At 60.5% G+C, this 22,287-nt stretch carries 26 protein-coding genes and 1 pseudogene; 13 read left to right on the forward strand and 14 right to left on the reverse strand.

Annotated elements, in window-relative coordinates; all coding sequences use genetic code 11:
* Nucleotides 1-15: 15 nt before the first annotated feature.
* The 5 genes and pseudogenes from AB4O25_RS13845 to AB4O25_RS13865 all read right to left on the reverse strand — a co-directional run bounded on the left by AB4O25_RS13845 (nt 16) and on the right by AB4O25_RS13865 (nt 5,656).
* Complete coding sequence (locus AB4O25_RS13845; protein WP_116079745.1) at nt 16-1,797, reverse strand: DUF1302 domain-containing protein; 1,782 nt, start codon at nt 1,795-1,797, stop codon at nt 16-18.
* Nucleotides 1,798-2,283: 486 nt separating this feature from the next.
* A complete protein-coding gene (locus AB4O25_RS13850; RefSeq protein WP_017531107.1) occupies nt 2,284-3,195 on the reverse strand; it encodes an SDR family oxidoreductase in 912 nt (303 codons plus the stop codon).
* Nucleotides 3,196-3,313: 118 nt separating this feature from the next.
* A pseudogene (locus AB4O25_RS13855) lies at nt 3,314-4,217 on the reverse strand (alpha/beta fold hydrolase).
* Nucleotides 4,217-4,999: a class II aldolase/adducin family protein gene (locus tag AB4O25_RS13860; protein ID WP_017531109.1), complete on the reverse strand. Its 783-nt coding sequence runs from the start codon at nt 4,997-4,999 to the stop codon at nt 4,217-4,219. Before AB4O25_RS13860 ends, AB4O25_RS13855 begins: the two are co-directional and overlap by 1 nt.
* 216 nt (nt 5,000-5,215) lie before the next feature.
* Complete coding sequence (locus AB4O25_RS13865; protein WP_460149668.1) at nt 5,216-5,656, reverse strand: flavodoxin; 441 nt, start codon at nt 5,654-5,656, stop codon at nt 5,216-5,218.
* A gap of 129 nt (nt 5,657-5,785) precedes the next feature.
* On the opposite strand from AB4O25_RS13865, the gene AB4O25_RS13870 reads away from it, so the two are divergent.
* Both AB4O25_RS13870 and AB4O25_RS13875 read left to right on the forward strand, forming a co-directional pair.
* Nucleotides 5,786-6,253 carry a PAS domain-containing protein gene (locus tag AB4O25_RS13870; RefSeq protein ID WP_135196883.1) on the forward strand — a complete coding sequence of 156 codons (468 nt, stop codon included), beginning with the start codon at nt 5,786-5,788 and terminating at the stop codon, nt 6,251-6,253.
* 59 nt (nt 6,254-6,312) lie between these two features.
* A complete protein-coding gene (locus AB4O25_RS13875) occupies nt 6,313-6,918 on the forward strand; it encodes a hypothetical protein (protein ID WP_068937468.1) in 606 nt (201 codons plus the stop codon).
* 2 nt (nt 6,919-6,920) lie between these two features.
* Here the strand turns inward: AB4O25_RS13875 and AB4O25_RS13880 are convergent, their stop codons facing one another.
* Complete coding sequence (locus tag AB4O25_RS13880) at nt 6,921-7,880, reverse strand: MerR family transcriptional regulator (protein WP_460149669.1); 960 nt, start codon at nt 7,878-7,880, stop codon at nt 6,921-6,923.
* Between the two features lie 227 nt (nt 7,881-8,107).
* Between AB4O25_RS13880 and AB4O25_RS13885 the strand changes: the two genes are divergently transcribed.
* The 6 genes from AB4O25_RS13885 to AB4O25_RS13910 are packed head-to-tail and all read left to right on the forward strand — an operon-like array spanning nt 8,108 to nt 11,038.
* Entirely contained in the window at nt 8,108-8,668 is a 561-nt protein-coding gene (locus tag AB4O25_RS13885) for an antibiotic biosynthesis monooxygenase (protein WP_017531114.1), read from the forward strand.
* Nucleotides 8,669-8,725: 57 nt separating this feature from the next.
* Nucleotides 8,726-9,436, forward strand: a complete 711-nt coding sequence (folM, locus tag AB4O25_RS13890) for a dihydromonapterin reductase (RefSeq protein ID WP_017531115.1) — start codon at nt 8,726-8,728, stop codon at nt 9,434-9,436.
* Between the two features lie 20 nt (nt 9,437-9,456).
* Nucleotides 9,457-10,017 carry a GTP cyclohydrolase I FolE gene (folE, locus tag AB4O25_RS13895; protein ID WP_017531116.1) on the forward strand — a complete coding sequence of 187 codons (561 nt, stop codon included), beginning with the start codon at nt 9,457-9,459 and terminating at the stop codon, nt 10,015-10,017.
* A gap of 2 nt (nt 10,018-10,019) precedes the next feature.
* A complete protein-coding gene (gene folX, locus AB4O25_RS13900; RefSeq protein WP_460149670.1) occupies nt 10,020-10,391 on the forward strand; it encodes a dihydroneopterin triphosphate 2'-epimerase in 372 nt (123 codons plus the stop codon).
* A 16-nt stretch (nt 10,392-10,407) separates the two neighbouring features.
* Nucleotides 10,408-10,704 carry a DUF1244 domain-containing protein gene (locus AB4O25_RS13905; protein WP_017531117.1) on the forward strand — a complete coding sequence of 99 codons (297 nt, stop codon included), beginning with the start codon at nt 10,408-10,410 and terminating at the stop codon, nt 10,702-10,704.
* Nucleotides 10,697-11,038, forward strand: coding sequence for a HopJ type III effector protein (locus AB4O25_RS13910; RefSeq protein ID WP_017531118.1), 342 nt, complete (start codon nt 10,697-10,699; stop codon nt 11,036-11,038). Before AB4O25_RS13905 ends, AB4O25_RS13910 begins: the two co-directional genes overlap by 8 nt.
* Nucleotides 11,039-11,196: 158 nt before the next feature.
* Here the strand turns inward: AB4O25_RS13910 and trxB are convergent, their stop codons facing one another.
* Nucleotides 11,197-12,159 (reverse strand): thioredoxin-disulfide reductase, encoded by a 963-nt coding sequence (gene trxB, locus AB4O25_RS13915; RefSeq protein ID WP_017531119.1) that lies wholly within the window; start codon nt 12,157-12,159, stop codon nt 11,197-11,199.
* A gap of 281 nt (nt 12,160-12,440) precedes the next feature.
* On the opposite strand from trxB, the gene cysZ reads away from it, so the two are divergent.
* A complete protein-coding gene (cysZ, locus tag AB4O25_RS13920; RefSeq protein WP_017531121.1) occupies nt 12,441-13,205 on the forward strand; it encodes a sulfate transporter CysZ in 765 nt (254 codons plus the stop codon).
* 54 nt (nt 13,206-13,259) lie between these two features.
* Complete coding sequence (locus tag AB4O25_RS13925) at nt 13,260-14,438, forward strand: glycosyltransferase family 4 protein (protein WP_017531122.1); 1,179 nt, start codon at nt 13,260-13,262, stop codon at nt 14,436-14,438.
* Between the two features lie 33 nt (nt 14,439-14,471).
* Here the strand turns inward: AB4O25_RS13925 and AB4O25_RS13930 are convergent, their stop codons facing one another.
* The 7 genes from AB4O25_RS13930 to rplU form a co-directional block, all read right to left on the reverse strand.
* Nucleotides 14,472-15,575, reverse strand: a complete 1,104-nt coding sequence (locus AB4O25_RS13930; RefSeq protein ID WP_460149671.1) for an NADH:flavin oxidoreductase — start codon at nt 15,573-15,575, stop codon at nt 14,472-14,474.
* Between the two features lie 174 nt (nt 15,576-15,749).
* The gene (locus tag AB4O25_RS13935) at nt 15,750-16,232 is read right to left on the reverse strand and encodes a glutathione peroxidase (protein ID WP_065876569.1); all 483 of its coding nucleotides are present in this window, start codon (nt 16,230-16,232) and stop codon (nt 15,750-15,752) included.
* Between the two features lie 100 nt (nt 16,233-16,332).
* A complete protein-coding gene (locus tag AB4O25_RS13940; protein ID WP_017531125.1) occupies nt 16,333-16,797 on the reverse strand; it encodes a CreA family protein in 465 nt (154 codons plus the stop codon).
* A 16-nt stretch (nt 16,798-16,813) separates the two neighbouring features.
* The gene (gene proB / locus AB4O25_RS13945; protein WP_026067516.1) at nt 16,814-17,932 is read right to left on the reverse strand and encodes a glutamate 5-kinase; all 1,119 of its coding nucleotides are present in this window, start codon (nt 17,930-17,932) and stop codon (nt 16,814-16,816) included.
* 123 nt (nt 17,933-18,055) lie between these two features.
* Entirely contained in the window at nt 18,056-19,279 is a 1,224-nt protein-coding gene (gene cgtA / locus AB4O25_RS13950; protein WP_003176048.1) for an Obg family GTPase CgtA, read from the reverse strand.
* Between the two features lie 193 nt (nt 19,280-19,472).
* Nucleotides 19,473-19,730 carry a 50S ribosomal protein L27 gene (gene rpmA, locus AB4O25_RS13955; protein WP_003176049.1) on the reverse strand — a complete coding sequence of 86 codons (258 nt, stop codon included), beginning with the start codon at nt 19,728-19,730 and terminating at the stop codon, nt 19,473-19,475.
* Nucleotides 19,731-19,764: 34 nt separating this feature from the next.
* Complete coding sequence (gene rplU, locus AB4O25_RS13960; protein WP_017847748.1) at nt 19,765-20,079, reverse strand: 50S ribosomal protein L21; 315 nt, start codon at nt 20,077-20,079, stop codon at nt 19,765-19,767.
* Between the two features lie 239 nt (nt 20,080-20,318).
* Here rplU and AB4O25_RS13965 point away from each other — a divergent pair, with 239 nt between their 5' ends.
* The 3 genes from AB4O25_RS13965 (at nt 20,319) to AB4O25_RS13975 (ending at nt 22,241) form a co-directional block, all read left to right on the forward strand.
* Nucleotides 20,319-21,287: a polyprenyl synthetase family protein gene (locus tag AB4O25_RS13965; RefSeq protein ID WP_017531128.1), complete on the forward strand. Its 969-nt coding sequence runs from the start codon at nt 20,319-20,321 to the stop codon at nt 21,285-21,287.
* Between the two features lie 192 nt (nt 21,288-21,479).
* Nucleotides 21,480-21,821 carry a zinc ribbon domain-containing protein YjdM gene (locus tag AB4O25_RS13970; protein WP_017531129.1) on the forward strand — a complete coding sequence of 114 codons (342 nt, stop codon included), beginning with the start codon at nt 21,480-21,482 and terminating at the stop codon, nt 21,819-21,821.
* Between the two features lie 162 nt (nt 21,822-21,983).
* Nucleotides 21,984-22,241 (forward strand): PA4570 family protein, encoded by a 258-nt coding sequence (locus AB4O25_RS13975; protein ID WP_017531130.1) that lies wholly within the window; start codon nt 21,984-21,986, stop codon nt 22,239-22,241.
* The last annotated feature ends 46 nt before the right edge of the window (nt 22,242-22,287 follow it).

A 22,287-nucleotide genomic window follows, 5' to 3' on the forward strand; every position in this document is an offset into this window, starting at 1 on the left:
CTTCTTTAAGCCAGATCAGAAGTTCACGCCGAAGCTGAGGGCGAGGAAGTCACGGTCGGTCAGGGTGTTGTAGTCGCCACCGAAGAAATCGGTGTAGCTGAGGCTGGCGGTGTAGGTGCTGCGGTAGTCCGCATCCACGCCGACGCTGATGGCCTTGGCGCCTTTATTGAACAGACCGTTGGGACCGTAACCGGCCACGTCATGGGACCAGGACAGGTTGGGCTTGAGGTTCACCCCGGCAATCGCGTTGTTGTAGTCCAGGATCGCCCGCGCGCGGTAGCCCCACGAGGTGGAAGTGACGAAACCGTCGGTGTCGCCCTGGAAACCATAGGCGCCGTACACCGAATCACGGCCGTAACGCAGTTTGGATTTATCTTCCAGCCCGGCCACGTGTACCACGGCCGCTTCGCCCACCAGCGTCAGGCGTTCGGCGCCCAGCACCTGGTCGAAGAACTGAGTCAGGGAGCTTTGGATCTGGGTGATTTCCTTGCGGCGATAGCCTTTGTTGTCGCTGCCGAAATTGCTGCGGATGGGCGAGGCGAGTTGGCCGGCGATCGGGTTGACCAAGGCCAGGGTCAGGTCGGTGGTATTCAACTGCACCGGGGCATTCGGGCGATAGCTGATCTCACCGGTCCACGCGGTGCCGGTGGGCAAGGTGGTGGAGAAACTCGCGCCGAACAGACGGATGTCTTCCGGATATTCCAAGTAATACTGGCCGCGGCCAAGCATGGTGCTCTGGGCCAGGGCCGAACCGAAGCCCGCCGGGGCGGCGGCGGCGATGCCACCGATAGTCGCCAGGTTAGTGTTGGCGGTAATCGTGCCCACGGTCGGGGTGCGGCTATGGTAGTTCATGAAATACAGACCGTACTCGGTGTCGTCGCCCAACCAGCGCAAGGCCGCGCCGAACTGGCCGGAGTCCCTTGCATCGCGGTCGCCGGCGCGCTGCACCACCACCCCTTCGCGTGTCACCACAAAGCCTTGGCCGCGCGCCGCCGCGATGGGTTGCAACGGCGCAATCCCGGGGCTGCCCACCGTGTAGTTACCCGTGCAACCATCCGCCGCCACATCCCCACCGAAGAACGTGCCGCAGTTATCCAGCACGGTCTGGTCCCACTCCAACTGGTAGAAACCCTCCACGGTCAGCTGGCTGGTCAGGCTCTGGGACGCGAATAGCATGTTCACCGGGATCAGGCCTTCCTTGATCTCGGCACCGGGCCGACGGAACGCCGACACGTCAATCGGGTTGATGCTGTTGATGGAGTTGCCGATGAAGGTACTTTCGCCCCAACTGACCACTTGCTTACCGGCGCGCACGGTGCCCGGCAGGTCGCCCAGGGAGTAGTTGTGGTAGACGAACGCATCGAGGATCTGCGCGCCGCTGGACTTGGCGCCTTCCTTGCGGTTGTGGTCGCTGATCTGTTTGAACTCGCGGTCTTCGTCCTTGAGTTCAAAGTCGTACCAGTACTTGCCGCGAACGAACACACCGGTGTCGCCGTATTTGAGCTCAAGGTCGTGCAGGCCCTTGAAGATCTTGGAGAAGGTTTCGCCCTTCTTGAAATTGAGCCGCCCGTCATCCCCGGTGGACGCTTGCCCCGTACCGCCGTTGACGGTGCCGACCAGGCTCTTGTCGGCATCGCGCATGCCCCAACTCGCACCCACCGACAACGACGAATCGAATTGCCCTTCGATCTCGCCAATATTGAACGAAACAGCCTGAGCCTGGGCGCAGCAACCCAAGGCAACCGCAGCGGCCAGCGCCTGTGGCGTGAAGATGGCGCGCATTGTTGTTTTTGTCATGCGTCTTCCCCGGTGAGTGACAGAAGGCTCCACCCTACTGCCGCGCATCGGGAGCGATAAGCGCACCAAGGAGGGATTCGCGTTGTCGCTCAAAAAGGATTACCGGGCGCTCTGGCTGGGGTCTTGGCGACGGCATGGATCGGGTGGATGGTGGCTTATCAGGGGGATGGATGGCGCCCAGGGCAACTGTTGCCGTATCGGTAACAGTCCTTGTCCCGAAGCGCTATTACTCATTGTGTTACCAACGGCTATTCTTGCCGGGCTTTCAGGGCAAACCGCCCGCTTCCGCCACCGGAAGAAAAGCCATGTTCAAATGGATTGGTGCCTGTTTTCAATCTGTTACCGGTGTTCACTGACGTTGATTTGTCGCTCCTTGATCCAACGTCTTACTTCGGCCGCTGCGTTTGCAGCGGCCTTTTTTATGCCTGGAATAAAAAACGGGGCGCCCATGGCGCCCCGTCATATTCAAGGGTATTCAAGCAACGATCACAGGCTGTATTTCTGCAGGTTGGCCATCATCTCCTTCAACGCCTCGATGTTGTCTTGAGGATGGGCTGCGCCTTCGAAATCGCAGATCTGCTGCCAGTGCGCCGCCACGTCATCGGGCGAAAAACCGGCCTCGGGGTCAAAACCCACACCCAGGCTGCGCTCCCAGCGGGTCTTGCCGACCCAGCCGCCGCCCACTTCGAATAGACCCGAGGTTTCCTGGCACGCCTCGCTGCCCAGGTACACCACCAGCGGGCTGACCAGCTCCGGCTTGAGGCGCTCGAATACCTGCGGCGGGATCAGGCCTTCGGTCATGCGCGTGCCGCCGGTGGGGGCGATGGCATTGACTAGGATGTTGTTCTTGCGCCCTTCCAGCGCCAGGGTACGGGTCAGGCCATACAGGCCAAGCTTGGCCATGCCGTAGTTGGACTGGCCAAAGTTGCCGTAGATGCCCGAAGTGGACGCGGTGAAGATCACCCGGCCATACCCTTGCTCACGCAGATGGGGCCAGGCGGCGCGGGTGACTTTGTAGGCGCCTTCGACATGCACGCGGTAAACCAGGTCCCAGTCGGCGTCGTCCATTTTGTGGAAGGTTTTATCGCGCAGGATGCCGGCATTGTTGACCACCACATCGATGCGGCCGAAGGCGTCCAGTGCGTGCTGCACGATCTTGTCACCGTCGGTGACAGAGTCATGGTTGGCCTCGGCGATACCGCCCGCCGCGCGGATTTGAGCCACCACCCGATCAGCTGCCGACGCATTGGCGCCTTCGCCCTGGGTAGAACCACCCAGATCGTTGACCAGTACCTTGGCCCCGTGCCTGGCGAACAACAGCGCATGGGCCCGGCCCAAGCCGCCGCCGGCGCCGGTGACGATCACGACCTTATCCTGGAACTGCACTGACTCACTCATACCGAACTCCAATGGCGACAATGGCAATGGGTGGAGTGTCAGGCACAGCGTCTCTGGTCACAATAAAAACGGCCAGGGCTGAATGGTGCTCGATAAGGCTGGGGGATGATCCTGCGGCTCAGGAATAAGCCACTCGCGACTCAACCTGCCGGATGCGCTCACGAAACGCCAGGTAGTGCTTGAGCACCTGCACCGGCGCCTCGATCTGCGGGTAGTGGCCGATATTGGCGAGCAACACCGTGTCGGCGTGGGGCACCAACTGGTGGTAACGCTCCAGCATATGAACACCGGAGATGGGGTCGAGCTCGCCGTTGATCAGCTTCAGCGGTACCTCACCCTGTTGCATCGCCGTAACCCAGCGCTCACGCAGGCGCCGACGCTGAGGGATGTAGGCAATCAATTTGTGCAGGATGCGCGTGCCGTCATTGCCGTCGATCAGGCTCCAGAAGTCGTCCAGGGCGCTTTCGCTGGGGCGGGTATCGGGGCCGAAAATCTCGTTGAAGCTGTTCGCCAGGGCATTGCGCCCGAAGGCTCGACCGATCATCCAGCCCAATGGGCTGAGCAAGAGCTTTTGTACCAACGCCGGGCGATGGGTTTCCGGGAACAACCCGCCGTTGAGAAACACGCAACTGGCCATCCGGAACCGGCCCTCGGAATGGCGAGCCAACAGTTCCTGGGCGACGCTGTCCCCGTAGTCATGGGCCAGCACATGCACCGGCTGCTCAACCCGCAGGTGTTCGAGCAGGGCTTGTTGCACATCCGCCTGCTCCAACAGGCAGTAGCCGTGATCGAGCGGCTTGGCCGAATCGCCGAAGCCGAGCATGTCACACGCAATGACCAGGTTGTGCTGGGTCAGGGGCTGCCACAGGTAATGCCAGTCCCAACTGGCCGTGGGGGAAGCCATGGATCAACAGCAAGGGTTCGCCCTGCCCCGCCACCCAATAGCGGAGGGTGTGGCCGCGAAAATCGAAACTCTGGCTGCGCTTGCGCCAGGCTCTGAGGGGGATCTCGGCGAGTGGCATCAGCTTCTATACCCCGGGTCTTGAGCATCCAATTTACGTAGCAACGCCGGCCAGGCCAGCGCGCCCCCCATACCTTGAGCACTCTTGGTGACCGCCGCCACCATGGCCTTGGCGCCCGCCAGAATCTGCGGGCCGATGGCGATCAGTTCCGCGCCGCCGTTTTGCGCCAGCACCTGGATATCGCAGGCACGCTGGAAGGTAAACATCATCAGGAAGGTGTCGGCGATGGTGTTGGCGCAGGTCAGCAGCCCATGGTTGTGCAGCATCAGGAAATGCTTGTCGCCCAGGTCGGCTTGCAGGCGCGCCTTCTCTTCGTGATTCAGCGCCACACCCTCATAGGCGTGATAGGCCAGGCTCGACAGCACGAAGATCGATTGCTGGCTGATCGGCAACACACCTTGCTTTTGCGCGGCCACCGCAACACCGGCGGCGGTGTGGGTGTGCAGCACGCAGGTCACGTCGTGACGCACTTCATGGATGGCGCTGTGGATGGTGTAGCCCGCCGGGTTGATCTCGTAGGGGCTGTCCATCAGCTTGTTGCCGGCCTGGTCGACTTTGACCAGGCTCGACGCGGTGATCTCGTGGAACATCAGCCCGTAGGGGTTGATCAGGAAATCATCGGTGCCCGGCACCTTGGCCGAGATATGGGTGAAGATCAAATCATCCCAGCCATGCAGCGCCACCAGGCGGTAGCAGGCCGCCAGGTCGACACGGGTTTGCCATTCGGCAGCGCTGACCTGGTCTTTGACATTCTGCGGCGATACAACCGGGGCTAGGCTCACGGCAATGACCTCCTTGGCGCACGTTCTTATTGTTTTTTTAAGTGATGGGCCAGTCTAGTCAGACGCCCTGGCCGAAGGAGTTGCCTTCGCAGCCAGCTTGATGACCGAGCGAGTCAGCTGTGAGGATAGTTTAATTTTGTTTAAACGGCGTCAAAGAGACGCCGTCAATAAAACTGCCGCGCACCGTCGGCAAAGCCCGTTCAATTGCGCAGTGCGCTAACCAACTTCGGCCAGCCAAGGCTCGGCGTCGGCTTCCGGGGTGACGCTTTCGCTGGCGTCCAGGCGCAACATCGGCAGCACTTCATGTACACCCAACTCACCGAACAACTCGCGCATCTGTTCGCCGCCGCCACAGAAGGTATCGCCGTAGCTCGCATCGCCCAGGCCGATCACCGCGCCGGGCAGGCCACGCCAGGCGGCGGGCAACTGATCGCGAATGGTCGAGTACAGCGGTTGCAGGTTGTCGGGCAATTCGCCCATGCCGGTGGTGGAGGTCACGGCCAGGAAGGCGTCCGGGGCAAAAGCCTGCACGTCGGCCAAGGTGGCGCGCGGGTTGTGCCAGGTTTCGAAACCGGCCTTAGTGAGGATGCTTGCGGCGTGGCGGGCAACTTCTTCCGCCGTGCCGTACACCGAGCCCGAAAGGATGGCGACTTTCATCAATCTGATCCTGTAGTTGAGTGAAAGCCTGGGATATTAACAGCGACGCAAATATTTCGGGGCCCGTCGTGCAAGATTCCGAAGTTGCCATAAACTGCTCCTTTGCACATAAAAGCCACGGATCGCTCAATGATTAACGCCAAGCTGATGCAAATGGTCGTCAACGCTTCCAACGACGGCATTGTGGTCGCCGAACGCGAAGGCAAGGACAAGCCGCTGATTTACGTCAACCCGGCTTTCGAACGGCTGACCGGCTATACGCTGGATGAAATCCTCTATCAGGACTGCCGCTTCCTGCAGTCAGGCGACCGCGACCAGCCGGCCCTGATGGCGATTCGCGAAGCCTTGGAGGACGGCGGTGCGTGCCGGGAGATCCTGCGTAATTACCGCAAGGACGGCAGCCATTTCTGGAATGAGCTGTCACTTTCAACGGTGTATAACGAGGCCGATAAACAAACCTATTTTGTCGGCGTACAAAAGGACGTCACGCTCCAGGTCAAGGCCCAGCAGCGTGTTACCCAGTTGGAAAGCGAACTGGCGGGGGTCAAGGCCGAGCTGGCCGCGCTCAAGGCGACGAGCGGATCTAACAAAATTTAGAATCCGCAGCCATTCGGTAGGATAATGGCACTTTAATGCCCTTCTATTGAGCAACCGCGATGCCACGCAACGCACTCTTGACCCAAGACGAACTGGATTTCATCCAGAGCATGCAGCACAACCCGCAACTGAACCTGCATGAGGCTTCGTCGAGCCTGACCGTCAATGGAGGCGCACAGATTCGCGACTTGCTCACCCGGCTGGCGGCCCACGACCAGGTCACCATCCAGGCGCAGTTCGACAACCAGCAACTGACCTTCCCTCTGCATCTGGTCGAAGATGAGTTCAATGCGGTGCATCTGCGCTTGGGGGTACCGAGCATTTTCGAAGACGGGCCGATGATCCGGCCGTGGCGCATGGCACTTGAGGAACCGGTGGCATTGGAGAACGTCAGGGGTACTCCTGGCGCGCTTTGGGTGCATGAAGTGTCGTTCAAGGGCGTGCTGGTGGAAATTCGCGGCCGGATCAAACCACCCAGGACCTTTTCACTGTGGTTCAGCCCGTCCGGCTACGAACGCATCGCGTTGCGTGGCACGCTGGAGCGGGAAACCGCCCGTGGCCTGTTTGCCTACCGCTTGAGCCAGACTGATGGGGGCGAAACCGAGCGCCTGCGCCAGTTCATCCTGCATCAACATCGCCTGATGCACCCGCACGTGCACGCCTGACCTCAGGTATCCAGGCTGCCACGGAGAAACTGCTGCAAGCGGCGCTGCATCAAGCGCCCTTCACTGCCCAGGCAACCGACGGAAGACCCCGCGAGGTCGTGTTCCGCCAGGTCCGAAGCGGCCCCGGCGATGAACAGCGGGCAGTCCAGGGTCTGCGCCAGACGGTTCAGGCGCCCGACCAGTTCGTGGTTATGTGAATAGTTGGAGAACATCACCAGCGCCTTCGGACGAGCCTTCTCACACACCAGCGTCAACTCATCAAATGGCTGGCCCATGCCCAGCACCTTCACGGCCAGGTCTTCCCCGCTCATCAGCATTGCCGCCACCAGCAGCTCCAATTTACGGCACTCGCCGGGCATCGCCGCCAGCAATACCCGAGGCGCAGGCGACACGCTCGCCAGGTGCAAGCGCTCAAAGGTATGGATACGCAGGAAAGAGTCGTAAAACAGCCATTCACTGGCCTGGCCGAAACGGCCTTGATGACGCAACAGTTCATTCCAGAGGGGCATCAAGATGTCTTGGAATGCCACGCTGAGGGGGTAGGTCGCGCAGATTCGGCCATACAGGCATTCCAGTTGACGATCATCAAAGGCACTGACGGCCTGCCGCAGGCGGGCCCGCCACTGCGACCACTCGCACTCTTCGACGGCGCCCCGCTGAGCGCGAACCGCTTCGGCCTGCTGCTCGTCGCGGGCAAGAATTTTGCCCACTTTGCTGACCGCCACCCCGCGCTCAATCCAATCGAGAATACGATTGACGGTCACGATATCGGCTTGGGAGTAGAGACGGTGCCCGCTTTCGGTGCGCAGGGGCTGGATCAGGCCATAACGGCGCTCCCAGGCACGCAGGGTGACCGGGTTGACGCCTGTCAATCTCGAGACTTCACGGATTGGAAACAACGCGTCGGCGTCGACCGGTTCCAGATGCGAAAGACTATCAATGGGAGCAGTAATCACGGGCATTTGAGAGCAAAACACCGACGGATATTGGGCGCTTATTTAACGCCTTTACACCTGTCTTTTTCAAGTTCTGTGCTTTTCGGACCAATGTCGCTGATTTATTGCGCTAAAACAGGAATAATTCTTGCCTGTCTGCTCTGGTGAAAAGAGCAACGACGCGGCACCACCCCGCAGCGTCGTCCGTGCACCACCTACCCGGTTGAACGCACCCGAATACTTGGAGATACACAATGTCTACCTCTCCCGTCACCTTGATGGTTGCGCGCCGCGTCGCCAAAGGTCGTTACGAAGAACTGATGGCCTGGCTGCGCGAAGGCGAGCAACTGGCTACGGACTTCCCCGGTTACCTGGGTTCAGGCGTGCTCGCGCCACCGCCCAACGATGATGAGTTCCAGATCATTTTCCGCTTCGCCGACGAAAAGACCCTGCACGCCTGGGAGTTTTCCGCGTCCCGCGGCGCCTGGCTGAGCCGTGGCAGCGAGCTGTTTGCCGACCCCTCCGAGCACCGCGTGCGCGGCATCGATGGCTGGTTCGGTGCGGTGGGTTCAAGGCCGCCGCGCTGGAAGCAGGCCGTGGCGATCTGGCTGGCGTTTTTCCCGGTGTCGCTGCTGTTCAACTTTGTACTGGGGCCATTGCTCAACGAATTGGCCCTGCTGCCGCGCGTACTGGTCAGCACGCTGGCGCTCACACCGCTGATGGTTTACCTGTTCATTCCGCTGTCGACCCACCTGCTTTCGAACTGGCTGCATCCCGCGCCGGCACCGCGCAAGGCCACCGAAGCGGCGGCGTGAGTACAGGGGCGGCCCGTCGCTGGTATGATTTGCGCCTGCCAGCGACGCGAGCCTCCCATGACTGCAACGAACGCCCCGATCCTGATCACCGGCGCCGGCCAGCGCGTCGGCCAGCATTGCGCCCAGCGCCTGCTGGACGAGGGCCAGTCGGTGATTTTCAGCTACCGCAGCGAACGCCCCGGCGTGCAGGCCCTGCGCGAACGGGGTGCGATCGGCGTGTTTGCCGATTTCTCCAGCGAGGCCGGGATCCTGGCGTTTATTGCTGAACTGAACACCCATACCCAGAGCCTGCGTGCGATCATCCACAACGCTTCGGCCTGGGTCGCGGAAACGCCAGGCGATGAAAGTCGCGCGTTCAGCGACATGTTCAGCGTACACATGCTTGCGCCCTACCTGATCAACCTGCATTGTTCACCGTTGCTGCAACGCTCATCACCTGCCGATATCGTGCATATCAGCGACGATGTGGTGCGCAAGGGCAGCCGTCAGCACATCGCCTATTGCGCCACCAAGGCGGGGCTCAACAGCCTGACACTGTCATTTGCCGCGCAGTTGGCGCCGCAGATCAAGGTCAACGGCATCGCCCCGGCGATGGTGATGTTCAACGCGGACGACGACGCGGCCTACCGCGCCAAGGTCCTGGCCAAGTCGGCATTGGGCATCGAGCCCGGCCCCGAGGTGATCTACCAGAGCGTGCGTTACCTGCTGGACAATCCCTATGTCACCGGTACCACCCTGACCGTCAACGGCGGGCGGCATATCAAGTAAGCCGTTTGTGAGGATGTTGTATGACTTTATCCCTGCCCCACCATTACCGTGAGATTCTCAAGGGCTTGGGTGAAGACCCGGAGCGCGAAGGCCTGCTCGATACGCCCACACGCGCCGCCAAGGCCATGCAATACCTGTGTCATGGTTATGAGCAGAACCTGGAAACCATCGTCAACGGCGCACTGTTCGCCTCCGACAACGACGAGATGGTGATTCTCAAGGACATCGAGTTGTACTCGCTGTGCGAACACCACCTGCTGCCCTTTATCGGCAAGGCTCACGTGGCCTATATTCCAACCGGCAAGGTGCTGGGCCTGTCAAAGCTGGCGCGCATCGTCGACATGTTCGCCCGGCGCCTGCAGATCCAGGAAAACCTCACGCGGCAAATCGCCGACGCCATCCAGAACGTGACCCAGGCCGCCGGCGTGGCGGTGGTGATCGAGGCCAAGCACATGTGCATGATGATGCGCGGTGTGGAAAAACAGAATTCAACCATGAACACCTCGGTGATGCTCGGCGCCTTCCGCGAGTCGAACACCACGCGCATGGAGTTCCTGCAACTGATTGGACGGAGCAAGTAGCAATGCCACAATTTCAACCAGGCATGGCGCGCATCCGGGTCAAGGACCTGTGCCTGCGCACCTATATCGGCATCAATGAGGACGAGATCCTCAACAAGCAGGATGTGCTGATCAACCTGACCATCCTGTATGCCGCCCAGGAAGCCGTGCGCGACAACGACATCGACCATGCCCTGAACTACCGCACCATCACCAAGGCAATCATCGCCCACGTGGAGGGCAACCGTTTTGCCCTGCTCGAGCGCCTGACCCAGGAGTTGCTGGACCTGGTGATGAGCAATGAATCGGTCCTGTACGCCGAAGTCGAAGTGGACAAGCCCCATGCGCTGCGTTTTGCCGAGTCGGTTTCGATCACTCTGGCGGCCAGCCGCTGATAGTTAAGTGAGCCTTATGAACGACCAACAACGCCTCGAACTCGAAGCCGCAGCCTTCCGCAGGCTGGTGGCGCACCTGGACAGCCGCAAGGATGTGCAGAACATAGACCTGATGAACCTCGCCGGTTTCTGCCGCAACTGCTTATCCAAGTGGTACAAGGCCGAGGCCGATGAGCGCCAGATCGACGTCAGCCTCGATGACGCCCGTGAAGTGGTGTATGGCATGCCGTACGCCGAGTGGAAAGCCCACTACCAGAAAGAAGCCAGCGCCGAGCAACACGCGGCGTTCGTCAAAGGAAAAACCCATGACTGATTTGAACACCCTGCGCGCAAGCCTCAACAGTGGCGAACACGCGTTTGCCGACACCTTGGCCTTTGTCGCTGCCGGCTACGACTACCAGCCGCAAGCCTTCACCAACGGCGGCGTGGAAAACGCCGCCGGGCAGAACGAAGGTTCGTGCAAGACCCTGGGTTTGGCGCTGCTGGAAGGGTTGAGTGACCAGGAGGCGTTGCTGGCGTTTGGGGAGCATTACCGTTCGGTGGTGGCTACGCCTGAGGGCAGCGATCACGGCAATATTCGGGCGCTGATCGAGCATGGCCTGGCCGGTGTCAAATTCACCGCACAGCCTCTGATCCGCAAACCCTAAGCCAGACGCAAACCAAAATGTGGGAGGGGCGGTGCGACGATTCGACTTGCTCCCGATAGCGGTGAATCAGCCAAAAATCCGGTGACTGACACCCTGTTATCGGGAGCAAGTCGAATCGTCGCACCGCCCCTCCCACATTTGTTTTTTTGCGGCGTTGGTTAGAACGAAGCGTCCTTCAACCCATCGAGGTACCGCTCGGCATCCAGAGCCGCCATGCAACCGGCGCCGGCCGAGGTGATGGCCTGGCGGTACACGTGGTCAGCCACGTCACCCGCGGCAAAGATACCTTCGATGTTCGTCGCGGTGGCATTGCCTTCACGGCCGCCCTGCACCACCAGGTAACCATCCTTGGCTTCCAGCACACCTTCGAACAGCGAAGTGTTCGGGGTGTGGCCGATAGCGATGAACACACCGTCGACTTTCAGCTCGTCGAAGCTGCCGTCGTTGTTCTTCAGGCGGGCACCGGTCACGCCCATGTTGTCGCCCAGGACTTCGTCCAGGGTGGCATTGAGCTTGAGGATGATCTTGCCTTCAGCGACACGGGCGTGCAGCTTGTCGATCAGGATCTTCTCGGCGCGGAACGTTTCGCGGCGGTGAACCAGAGTCACGGTGCTGGCGATGTTGGCCAGGTACAGCGCCTCTTCCACGGCAGTGTTGCCGCCACCGACCACGGCGACCGGCTTGTTGCGGTAGAAGAACCCGTCGCAGGTGGCGCAGGCCGAAACGCCCTTGCCCATGAACGCCTCTTCCGACGGCAGGCCAAGGTAGCGGGCGCTGGCACCGGTGGCGATGATCAGCGCGTCACAGGTGTACACGCCGCTGTCGCCGGTCAGGCTGTAAGGCTTCTTGGAGAAGTCGACCTTGTTGATGTGATCAAACACGATCTCGGTTTCAAAGCGCTCGGCGTGCTCTTTCATGCGTTCCATCAGCGCCGGGCCGGTCAGGCCGTGGACATCCCCAGGCCAGTTGTCGACTTCGGTGGTGGTGGTCAACTGACCGCCCGCCTGCATGCCGGTGATCAGCAGCGGCTTGAGGTTGGCCCGGGCAGCATAGACGGCAGCGCTGTAACCGGCAGGGCCGGAACCCAGAATAATCACTCGCGAATGACGGGTATCAGACATGACTCGCTCCTATCGACCGCCCGGACTACAAGACGGCTGGAATAAAAAAGGACCGCGAAGCACTTGGGGAAGGCTTGAACTCGCAGATCCTGAAAATAATGGGTGCAGCGTATAGAGGGGGGCAAGATTAAGGAAATACGGAATAACAATCCAGCTCATAGGTGGTCTCTATGCAGTCGGCTCGGTCAATCGACAGGTTTGTTACCGCTGATGTCGCCGCTTTCGCCCGGAATACAAAGCCGGTAAGGTCGGCGCGTTCGTCCCTATGCTCGGAGTTTTCCATGCCTGCCCCTGCTCTTTCCGGCCCGCAATACCTGCGTGAAGGCCTCAAACTGGTGCTGAGCCCTGGCTTGCGCCTGTTTGTGCTGCTACCGCTGGTGATCAATCTCGTGCTGTTCGTCGGCCTGATTTATTTCGCCGGTCATCAGTTCAGCCTCTGGGTTGACCATTTGATGCCGACCCTGCCGAGTTGGCTGAGCTTTTTGAATTACCTGCTCTGGCCGTTGTTTGTGGTGCTGGTGGTGCTGATGGTGTTTTTCACCTTCACCATGCTCGCCAATATCATCGCGGCACCGTTCAATGGCTTTCTCTCGGAAAAGGTCGAAGTGGTGGTGCGTGGCACCGATGACTTCCCGGCCTTTAGTTGGGGCGAGCTGATCGCCATGGTGCCGCGCACCCTGGCCCGTGAAATGCGCAAGCTGGGTTATTTCCTGCCGCGGGCCATCGGCCTGTTTATCCTGTCGTTTATCCCGGTGGTCAACCTGATCGCCGCGCCGTTGTGGCTGTTGTTCGGCGTGTGGATGATGGCGATCCAATACATCGACTACCCGGCCGACAACCACAAGCTGGGCTGGAACGAAATGCTCGCCTGGCTGCGCCAGAAACGCTGGCAGAGCATGAGCTTCGGCGGGATCGTCTACCTGGTGCTGCTGGTGCCGGTGCTCAACCTGCTGATGATGCCGGCGGCGGTGGCCGGGGCGACGTTGTTCTGGGTGCGCGAGCAGGGTGCCGAGGCGATGGCCGTGGCGAAAGTGACCCCGTCATAAATCCATCATCTGCACGACACAATGGCGACATGGCCCACAGGGACACTGTGGGTCATGACGACTGCTTTGCTTCATATCACCCTGATTACCGAAACCTTCCCGCCAGAGATCAACGGAGTGGCCAATACCCTTGGCCGCCTGTGCGAAGGGCTACGTGCGCGTGGCCATCAAGTCGAACTGGTACGCCCACGCCAGGGCGCCGACCAAAGCCGCCCCAGCGACGACCAATTGTTGTTGTGCCGTGGCTGGCCGTTGCCCGGTTACCCAGGCCTGCAATGGGGTCAATCTTCGATGCACAAGCTGCTGCGACGCTGGACACGGCAGCGCCCGGACGTGCTGTATATCGCCACCGAGGGGCCGCTGGGGCTGTCGGCCTTGCGGGCGGCGCGGCGCTTGGGGATCAGCGTGGTCAGCGGTTTTCACACCAACTTCCAGCAGTACTCCAACCAGTACGGTTTGAGCCTGTTGAGCCGCATGGTCACGCAGTACCTGCGCTGGTTTCATAACCGCTCCACCCTGACCCTGGTGCCCAGCGCCAGCCAGCGCCTGGAACTGGAGCGTCGGCATTTCGAACGCCTGGGGATGTTGTCGCGTGGGGTCGACAGCCAACTGTTCCACCCGATCAAGCGCGACAACGCACTGCGTGAGGGCTGGGGCCTGGCAAACGACGATATTGCCGTGCTGCACGTTGGGCGCCTGGCCCAGGAGAAAAACCTCGGGTTACTCAAACGCTGTTTCGATGCCTTGCGGGCAACGTACCCACAGCGCCGAATGCGGCTGATCATCGTCGGCGACGGCCCGCAACGCCTGTTGCTGGAGCGCGAGCTGCCCGACGCGGTGTTTTGCGGGACCCAGCGCGGCGAGGAACTGGCAAGGCATTACGCCTCTGGGGATCTGTTCCTGTTCCCCAGCCTGACCGAAACCTTTGGCAATGTGGTGTTGGAAGCAATGGCTTCAGGGTTGGGCGTAGTGGCTTATGACCAGGCGGCCGCCACCCAGCACATCCGCCATGGCTACAACGGTGTGCTGGCGATGCCGGGGGATGAGGATGCGTTTTGCGATGCGGCCATTTGGCTGCTGGAAGAACGGGAAACGTTGCGCAGGGCGCGCCTGAATGCACGCCAACACGCCAGCCGCCAGGGCTGGCCGGCGATTATCGAGCAGTTCGAACAGCAACTGCGTGGGGCGTGCGGCGAGCAGCCTGCGCTTGCGGGGGCCTCGCGCCTGATCTGACACGCGTGAGGCTTGTCAGATCGCTGGCGCCGCTTAGACCAGGGTCGTCAACGCCTCACGACTGAACGGCAGAATATCGCCCTCGCGACCTTCCCGTACCTTCAACGCCCACTCCGGATCAACCAGCAGCGCACGGCCCACGGCAACCAGATCGAACTCATCGTTGTTCAGGCGCTCCAGCAGTTTCTCCAGGCTGGCTGGCTGCGCAACTTTGTCGGTGTTGACCATGAACTGCAGGAATTCGCCATCCAGGCCGACGCTGCCCACCGTAATGGTCGGTTTGCCGGTGAGTTGGCGGGTCCAGCCGGCCAGGTTGAGGTCGGAGCCTTCGAATTCCGGCTCCCAAAAACGGCGGGTGGAGCAGTGGAAAATATCCACGCCCGCGTCGGACAACGGCTTCAGGAACTCACCCAGCGCTTCAGGGGTTTGCACCAGGCGTGCGGTGTAATCCTGCTGCTTCCACTGGGAGAAACGGAAGATGATAGGGAAGTCCGGGCCGACGGCTGCGCGCGTGGCCTGGATCAATTCGATGGCAAACCGCGAACGGTTGGCCAGGCTGCCGCCATATTCGTCGGTACGCTGGTTGCTGCCTTCCCAGAAGAACTGGTCCACCAGATAGCCGTGGGCGCCGTGGATCTCTACACCGTCCATGCCGATGCTTTGTGCATCCTTGGCGGCTTGAGCGAAGGCATTGATCACGTCCTTGATGTCCTGGGCGCTCATGCCGTGGACGACCACCGTGCCATCTTTGAGTTTTTCCATCGGGCCATAAGCCGGCACGCTGGCATCCGGCTCGGTGCCGATACGCCGCACGCTGCCCACGTGCCAGAGTTGCGGGACGATCTTGCCACCCTCGGCGTGGACGGCATCCACCACCTTCTTCCAACCGGCCAACGCAGCCTCGCCGTAAAAATGCGGCACATTCGGGTACCCATTGGAGGCCTGGTGACCGACCACGGTGCCTTCGGTGATGATCAGGCCTACGCCGGCCGCCGCGCGGCGACGGTAGTACTCGATGACGTTGGAATTGGGAACGCCGCCAGGAGAAAACGAGCGCGTCATCGGCGCCATGACCACACGGGTCGACAGCTGCAGTGCACCGAGCTGGAAGGGTTTGAACAGGGCTTGGACAGGCATGCGGGCACTCCACGAAAGACGAGGTTTATGACGCGGATAATATGGGCCGTGCCCGGTGCTGAGTAGCACTATTGATCTGGGTGATTAAAGGGTAAAAGCGGCAAAGGTTAGACGGGGCTGCTGCGCAGCCCAACGCGGGCAAGCCCGCTCACCCCAAAAGCCCAGTGGGAAGGGTCAGATCAGGGCTTTTTCGATGGCCTGGATGACTGTGGGATCATCCGGCGCCGTGCGTGGCGAGAAACGCGCGAGTACGCGACCGTCTTTGCCGAGCAGGAATTTCTCGAAGTTCCAGGTGATATCCCCTGGAAACTCGGCGCCCTCGCCTGCCAGCAAGCGGTACAGTTGGTGACGATCAGGGCCGTTGACGTCGAGTTTGCTGCCCAGGGGGAAGGTCACGCCGTAGTTCCGGCTGCAGAACGCCTGAATCTCTTGCTCGGTACCCGGCTCCTGGCCTGCAAATTGGTTGCAGGGAAGGCCCAGCACGGTAAACCCCTGGTCCTTGTATTGCTGATAGAGGTTTTCCAACGCCGCATATTGCGGGGTCAAGCCACACTTGGACGCCACATTGACCACCAGCACGACTTGCCCCTTGAAGGGCGCCAGCGGCAGTTCCTGTCCGTCTAAAGCTTTGAGTTTAAGGTCGTGGAAAGCACTCATGACGAACTCCAGATATTCCAGGTCTTTGCATTGCAGTGATTCGAGATTACAACCCGCAAGCCTGCAATCATAGACGCCGATTACAAAACTCGCCTGCGGGTTACTGAGCGGTCGCCCACGGCAAAATCGGAATCGCGGTGACGGCGTTCTGCGGGCTGCCTTCGATGAGGCGATCGCTGTAGACCAGGTACACCAGGGTGTTGCGCTTCTTGTCGAGGAAACGCACCACTTGCATGGTCTTGAACACCAGCGAGGTGCGCTCTTTGAACACTTCGTCGCCGTCCTTGAGTTCGCCCTTGAAGCGGATCGGCCCCACCTGACGGCAGGCGATCGAGGCTTCGGCACGGTCTTCGGCCAGGCCCAGGCCGCCTTTGACCCCGCCGGTCTTGGCGCGCGACAGGTAGCACGTCACGCCTTCGACCTTGGGGTCGTCAAAGGCTTCAACGACGATCCGGTCATTGGGGCCGACAAACTTGAACACCGTCGACACCTGGCCAATCTCTTCGGCCGAGGCCAGCAGCGGCATGGCCAACAGCAGGCCGAGTAATCCCTTCATCACGCGCATCGTGTACTTCCTATGGTTAAACCAGGATCAGGTTGTCGCGGTGAACCAGTTCCGGTTCGGCCATATACCCCAAAAGCCCGACAATGGCGTCAGACGATTGCCCAATAATTTTCTGCGCTTCCAGGGCGCTGTAGTTGGCCAGGCCACGGGCGATCTCGCGACCGTCCGGCGCGACACACACCACCATTTCGCCACGGCGGAAGCTGCCCTGCACCAGCTTGACGCCCACCGGCAGCAGGCTTTTGTTGCCCTGGGAAAGTGCCGAGACCGCACCATCGTCCAGCACCAGGGTGCCACGGGTCTGCAGATGCCCGGCCAGCCACTGCTTGCGCGCCGCCAGCATGCCGCGCTCCGGTGACAGCAGCGTGCCAATGCGCTCACCGGCCTTGAGACGGTCCAGTACGCGCGCCAGGCGGCCACCGACGATGATGGTGTGGGCACCGGAACGCGCGGCCAGGCGCGCGGCGCGCAGCTTGGTCTGCATGCCGCCACGGCCCAGGGCACCGCCGACGCTGCCGGCCACGGCGTCCAGCGCCGGGTCATCGGCACGCGCTTCATAGATAAGCTGGGCATCGGGGTTGTTGCGCGGGTCGGCGTCGTACATGCCGTCGCGGTCGGTGAGGATCACCAGCAGGTCGGCTTCCACCAGGTTGGCCACCAGGGCGGCCAGGGTGTCGTTGTCGCCGAAGCGGATTTCGTCGGTGACCACCGTGTCGTTCTCGTTGATCACCGGAATCACCTTGAGCTCCACCAACGCGCGCAAGGTGCTGCGGGCGTTGAGGTAGCGCTTGCGGTCGGACAGGTCGTCGTGAGTCAGCAGGATCTGCGCCGTGTGGCGGCCGTGCTCGGCGAAGCTCGATTCCCAGGCTTGCACCAGGCCCATCTGGCCGATGGCGGCGGCGGCTTGCAGTTCGTGCATCGCGCTGGGTCGCGCGGTCCAGCCGAGGCGGCTCATCCCGGCGGCAACCGCTCCGGACGACACCAGCACCAACTCCACGCCCGCTTCATGCAAGGCCACCATCTGTTCAACCCAGACGCTCATGGCTGCCCGATCCAGGCCCTTGCCATCTGCCGTCAGCAATGCACTGCCGATCTTTACGACCCAGCGCTGCGCACCTGTCACTTTGCTCCGCATCATCTTCAACCTTAGAGTGAGGGCCGCGCGACCCAGCGCGCCCCATAACGTTATTAGTGACTACGTATACCCAGATACCAAAACGCCGCTCATGTGAGCGGCGCTTAAGTTTACTGCAACGAATCAGTCGCGCACGTAAATGATTTCCGGACCGTCTTCATCATCCACGTCTTCTTCGTCCCAATCGTCGTCGCCGATGTCATGGACCGACTTCACGCCGCTGCGGCGCAGGGCACGCTGGTCGTCCAGGGCTTGCAACTGGGCGCGGGCTTCGTCTTCGATCTGCTGGTCGAGTTCGGCGAGTTCGGCCTTGTACACCGGGTCGGCCGCCAGGCGGTCGGCGCGGTCTTCCAGGTAGCGCATGATGTCGCGGGTCAGGCGTTCGGTGCCTTCTTTGGCAATGGCCGAGATCACGTAGACCGGACCCGTCCACTCCAGGCGGTCGACGATTTCCTTGACGCGCTCCTCGTGCTCTTCTTCGAGGATCTGGTCGCACTTGTTCAGCACCAGCCAACGATCACGCTCGGCCAGAGCCGGGCTGAACTTGGTTAGTTCGCTGACGATCACTTCGGCCGCATCCGCTGCGCTGGTTTCATCCAGCGGCGCCATGTCGACGAGGTGCAGCAGCAAACGCGTGCGCGACAAGTGCTTGAGGAAGCGAATCCCCAGGCCCGCGCCATCGGAAGCACCTTCGATCAGGCCGGGAATATCGGCGATCACAAAGCTTTTCCAGCGGTCGACGCTGACCACGCCCAGGTTTGGCACCAGGGTGGTGAACGGGTAGTCGGCGACTTTCGGCTTGGCGGCCGAGACCGAGCGAATGAAGGTACTTTTGCCGGCGTTCGGCAGGCCCAACAGGCCAACGTCCGCCAGTACTTTCATTTCCAGCTTGAGGTCACGCTGCTCGCCCGGCTTGCCCGGCGTGGTCTGGCGTGGCGCACGGTTGGTACTGGATTTGAATCGGGTGTTACCCAGACCGTGCCAGCCGCCCTGCACCACCATCAGCTTCTGGCCGGCCTTGGTCAGGTCACCGATCACTTCCTGGGTCGCGGAGTCGATGATCGTGGTGCCGACCGGTACGCGCAGTACCAGGTCTTCACCTTTTTTACCGGTGCAATCGGTGCTGCCGCCGTTGGAGCCACGCTCGGCATCGAAGTGCCGGGTGTAACGGTAGTCGACCAGGGTGTTGAGGTTTTCGTCGGCCATCATGTAGATGGAACCGCCGTCACCGCCGTCACCGCCGTTGGGGCCACCGTTTTCGATGAATTTTTCGCGACGGAAACTCATGCAACCGTTACCGCCGTCGCCTGCTTTTACTCGGATGGAAACTTCATCAACGAACTTCATAACAAAACGCCTCTCGCCGCACGGACGAGCTTAAAAAACCAAGACATAAGACTCTTGCAAAAATGAGCGCAGCGACCTCAAACAGCGACCGCCTATCCAGCGCCTGAGCCCATTACAAACAGCTTTGCAAGAGACTCACTCCACAAACGAAAAAGCCCCGTCGCAAGACAGGGCTTTTCCAGCGATCTCGCAATTAAGCTGCGACAACGCTCACGTAACGGCGGTTGAACGCGCCTTTTACTTCAAACTTGATCACGCCTTCGATTTTCGCGAAGAGGGTGTGATCTTTACCCATGCCTACACCGTAACCGGCGTGGAATTGGGTGCCGCGCTGACGCACGATGATGTTGCCCGGAATGATTTTCTGGCCGCCATACATCTTAACGCCAAGGCGTTTGGCTTCTGAGTCGCGACCGTTACGGGTACTACCACCAGCTTTTTTGTGTGCCATGAGTCAATTCTCCTAGTGAGGAATTAGGCTGAAATTAAGCCTGAATACCGGTGATTTTGATCTCGGTGTACCACTGGCGGTGGCCCATACGCTTCATGTGGTGCTTACGACGACGGAACTTGATGATGCGGACTTTATCGTGACGACCTTGGGAGATCACTTCAGCCACAACGGTAGCGCCAGCAACAACTGGAGCGCCGATGTTCACGTCATCGCCATTGGCGACCAACAGAACGCGATCAAATGTCACGGAGTCGCCAGTAGCGAGTTCCAGTTTTTCGATCTTCAGGTATTCACCTGGGGCGACCTTGTATTGCTTGCCACCAGTAACAATTACTGCGTACGACATGGTATTTCTCCGATAATCCTGCTCACCCAGCTCTTTATAAGAAGAGGTATTGGCTGGCATGGCTGCATGGGATGGACGTCCCGAATGCAATTGCGTAAGGCAGGTGCTGCCCAGGAAGTTCAGGGTGCGCGATTGTACGCAAGCTATTGAGGCCTTGCAAGTGGCCGTCTATCGCGCCTTGACACTGCGGGGTCAGGGTCCTAGCATGCCGCGCAACCCTTCTGGAGCGACTGTCGCTGATGCAACCCCAAGCTTTCTACCGCGCGGTCGCGGACGATTTTAGCGCCGTCGACGGCATCATCAAGCAGCAGCTGACGTCTAAAGTGCCGCTGGTCTCCAAAATTGGCGACTACATTACGTCGGCGGGCGGTAAACGCCTGCGTCCTTTATTAGTGTTGCTGTGTGGCAAGGCCCTGGGCCGTGAAGGCGATGACCTGCGCCTGCTCGCCGCCACCATCGAATTCCTGCACACCGCCACCCTGCTGCATGACGACGTGGTCGACATGTCCGGCATGCGCCGTGGCCGCGAGACCGCCAACGCGATGTGGGGCAACGCCCCGAGCGTGCTGGTGGGCGACTTCCTGTACTCGCGCTCGTTCGAAATGATGGTCGAGCTGGGCTCGATGCCGGTGATGAAGATTCTCTCCCAGGCCACGCGCATCATCGCCGAAGGCGAAGTCTTGCAACTGTCGAAGGTGCGTGACGCCAGCACCACCGAAGAAACCTATATGGAAGTCATTCGCGGCAAGACCGCCATGCTCTTCGAAGCCTCCACCCACAGCGCCGCCGCGCTGTGTGGCGCCACCGTCGAACAGGCCGAAGCCCTGCGCACCTTTGGTGATCACCTGGGCGTGGCGTTCCAACTGGTGGACGACCTGCTCGACTACCGTGGCGACGCCGAAACCCTGGGCAAGAACGTCGGTGACGACCTGGCAGAAGGCAAGCCGACCCTGCCGCTGATCTACACCATGCGCGAAGGCACGCCGGAACAGGCCGCCCTGGTGCGCAAGGCGATCCAGAAAGGCGGCATCGAAGACCTGGAAAGCATCCGCGCTGCCGTGGAAGCCTCGGGCTCGCTGGACTACACCGCGCAACTGGCGCGTGACTACGTGGCCCGCGCAATCAAATGCCTGCAAGCCCTGCCGGCCAGCGAATACCGGGATGCCCTGGTTGAGCTGAGTGAATTTGCGGTGGCGCGTACGCACTAAAATAGTTGCATGTAGGAGGGGTTTGCTCCCGATGGCGGTATGTCAGTCACCGGATCTGCTGGCTGACACACCGCCATCGGGAGCAAGCCCCCCTCCCACATTTAGTGTGTATTGCCAATTCCAGACCGCCCAGCGCACAAAACCCTATATAATGTGCGACTTTTAGCCATCCCTGACTCCCGAGGAGCTTTAGTGAGCACGTTGCCACCCTGCCCGAAATGCAATTCCGAATTCACCTACGAAGACGGCGCCCAACTGATCTGCCCGGAATGCGCCCATGAGTGGTCCGCCAACGGCGAGGCCGAAGTGGCCGGCGATGAAACCGTGAAGAAAGACTCTGTGGGCAACGTCCTGCAGGACGGCGACACCATTACCGTGATCAAAGACCTCAAGGTCAAGGGCACGTCTCTGGTCGTGAAAGTCGGCACCAAGGTCAAGAACATCCGCTTGTGTGACGGTGACCACGATATCGATTGCAAGATCGACGGTATCGGCCCGATGAAGCTCAAGTCCGAATTCGTGCGCAAAGTCTGAATACGTTGCTTCCATCCCGCGCCCGCCGCGGGATGGCGTTTTGCCCTCTCCGTTGACCCTTCTCAATATCCACACAGAAAAAAACCGGAAACCGCCAATAGGCTCTTGCTATTCCACGAATAAGAATTATTCTCATTGAAACCCATCAAGGAGATGCGCCCCATGACTTATTTGATCGATGCCTGGCTGGACCGTCCACACCCTTACCTGCGCATCCTGCATCGGGAAACCGGTGAAGTCTGTGCGGTGCTGGAAGAAGAAGCGCTGAATGAGCTACAGGACCAGGGCGACCTGGACGTCAATGGCCTGAGTTCGAGTGAACCGAGTGTGTTGAAAGAGGTGGTGCGTAATCTGTTTCTGTTCTGCTATGCCCGTGCGTTGCGCCCGGCGACAGAGCTGAATGGCAAATTCCATCCATGAAAAAACCAGCCAACAACGGTGGGAACGAGCGGGCTCGCTCCCACCG

Source organism: Pseudomonas sp. S3_A03, assembly GCF_054668275.1.

Bases quoted from the DNA above. Each gene is read 5' to 3' on its own strand.
- AB4O25_RS13845 (WP_116079745.1), bottom strand. From the start codon at position 1,797: ATGACAAAAACAACAATGCGCGCCATCTTCACGCCACAGGCGCTGGCC.
- AB4O25_RS13850 (WP_017531107.1), bottom strand. From the start codon at position 3,195: ATGAGTGAGTCAGTGCAGTTCCAGGATAAGGTCGTGATCGTCACCGGC.
- AB4O25_RS13865 (WP_460149668.1), bottom strand. From the start codon at position 5,656: ATGAAAGTCGCCATCCTTTCGGGCTCGGTGTACGGCACGGCGGAAGAA.
- AB4O25_RS13870 (WP_135196883.1), top strand. From the start codon at position 5,786: ATGATTAACGCCAAGCTGATGCAAATGGTCGTCAACGCTTCCAACGAC.
- AB4O25_RS13875 (WP_068937468.1), top strand. From the start codon at position 6,313: ATGCCACGCAACGCACTCTTGACCCAAGACGAACTGGATTTCATCCAG.
- AB4O25_RS13880 (WP_460149669.1), bottom strand. From the start codon at position 7,880: ATGCCCGTGATTACTGCTCCCATTGATAGTCTTTCGCATCTGGAACCG.
- AB4O25_RS13885 (WP_017531114.1), top strand. From the start codon at position 8,108: ATGTCTACCTCTCCCGTCACCTTGATGGTTGCGCGCCGCGTCGCCAAA.
- folM (WP_017531115.1), top strand. From the start codon at position 8,726: ATGACTGCAACGAACGCCCCGATCCTGATCACCGGCGCCGGCCAGCGC.
- folE (WP_017531116.1), top strand. From the start codon at position 9,457: ATGACTTTATCCCTGCCCCACCATTACCGTGAGATTCTCAAGGGCTTG.
- folX (WP_460149670.1), top strand. From the start codon at position 10,020: ATGCCACAATTTCAACCAGGCATGGCGCGCATCCGGGTCAAGGACCTG.
- AB4O25_RS13905 (WP_017531117.1), top strand. From the start codon at position 10,408: ATGAACGACCAACAACGCCTCGAACTCGAAGCCGCAGCCTTCCGCAGG.
- AB4O25_RS13910 (WP_017531118.1), top strand. From the start codon at position 10,697: ATGACTGATTTGAACACCCTGCGCGCAAGCCTCAACAGTGGCGAACAC.
- trxB (WP_017531119.1), bottom strand. From the start codon at position 12,159: ATGTCTGATACCCGTCATTCGCGAGTGATTATTCTGGGTTCCGGCCCT.
- cysZ (WP_017531121.1), top strand. From the start codon at position 12,441: ATGCCTGCCCCTGCTCTTTCCGGCCCGCAATACCTGCGTGAAGGCCTC.
- AB4O25_RS13925 (WP_017531122.1), top strand. From the start codon at position 13,260: ATGACGACTGCTTTGCTTCATATCACCCTGATTACCGAAACCTTCCCG.
- AB4O25_RS13930 (WP_460149671.1), bottom strand. From the start codon at position 15,575: ATGCCTGTCCAAGCCCTGTTCAAACCCTTCCAGCTCGGTGCACTGCAG.
- AB4O25_RS13935 (WP_065876569.1), bottom strand. From the start codon at position 16,232: ATGAGTGCTTTCCACGACCTTAAACTCAAAGCTTTAGACGGACAGGAA.
- AB4O25_RS13940 (WP_017531125.1), bottom strand. From the start codon at position 16,797: ATGCGCGTGATGAAGGGATTACTCGGCCTGCTGTTGGCCATGCCGCTG.
- proB (WP_026067516.1), bottom strand. From the start codon at position 17,932: ATGCGGAGCAAAGTGACAGGTGCGCAGCGCTGGGTCGTAAAGATCGGC.
- cgtA (WP_003176048.1), bottom strand. From the start codon at position 19,279: ATGAAGTTCGTTGATGAAGTTTCCATCCGAGTAAAAGCAGGCGACGGC.
- rpmA (WP_003176049.1), bottom strand. From the start codon at position 19,730: ATGGCACACAAAAAAGCTGGTGGTAGTACCCGTAACGGTCGCGACTCA.
- rplU (WP_017847748.1), bottom strand. From the start codon at position 20,079: ATGTCGTACGCAGTAATTGTTACTGGTGGCAAGCAATACAAGGTCGCC.
- AB4O25_RS13965 (WP_017531128.1), top strand. From the start codon at position 20,319: ATGCAACCCCAAGCTTTCTACCGCGCGGTCGCGGACGATTTTAGCGCC.
- AB4O25_RS13975 (WP_017531130.1), top strand. From the start codon at position 21,984: ATGACTTATTTGATCGATGCCTGGCTGGACCGTCCACACCCTTACCTG.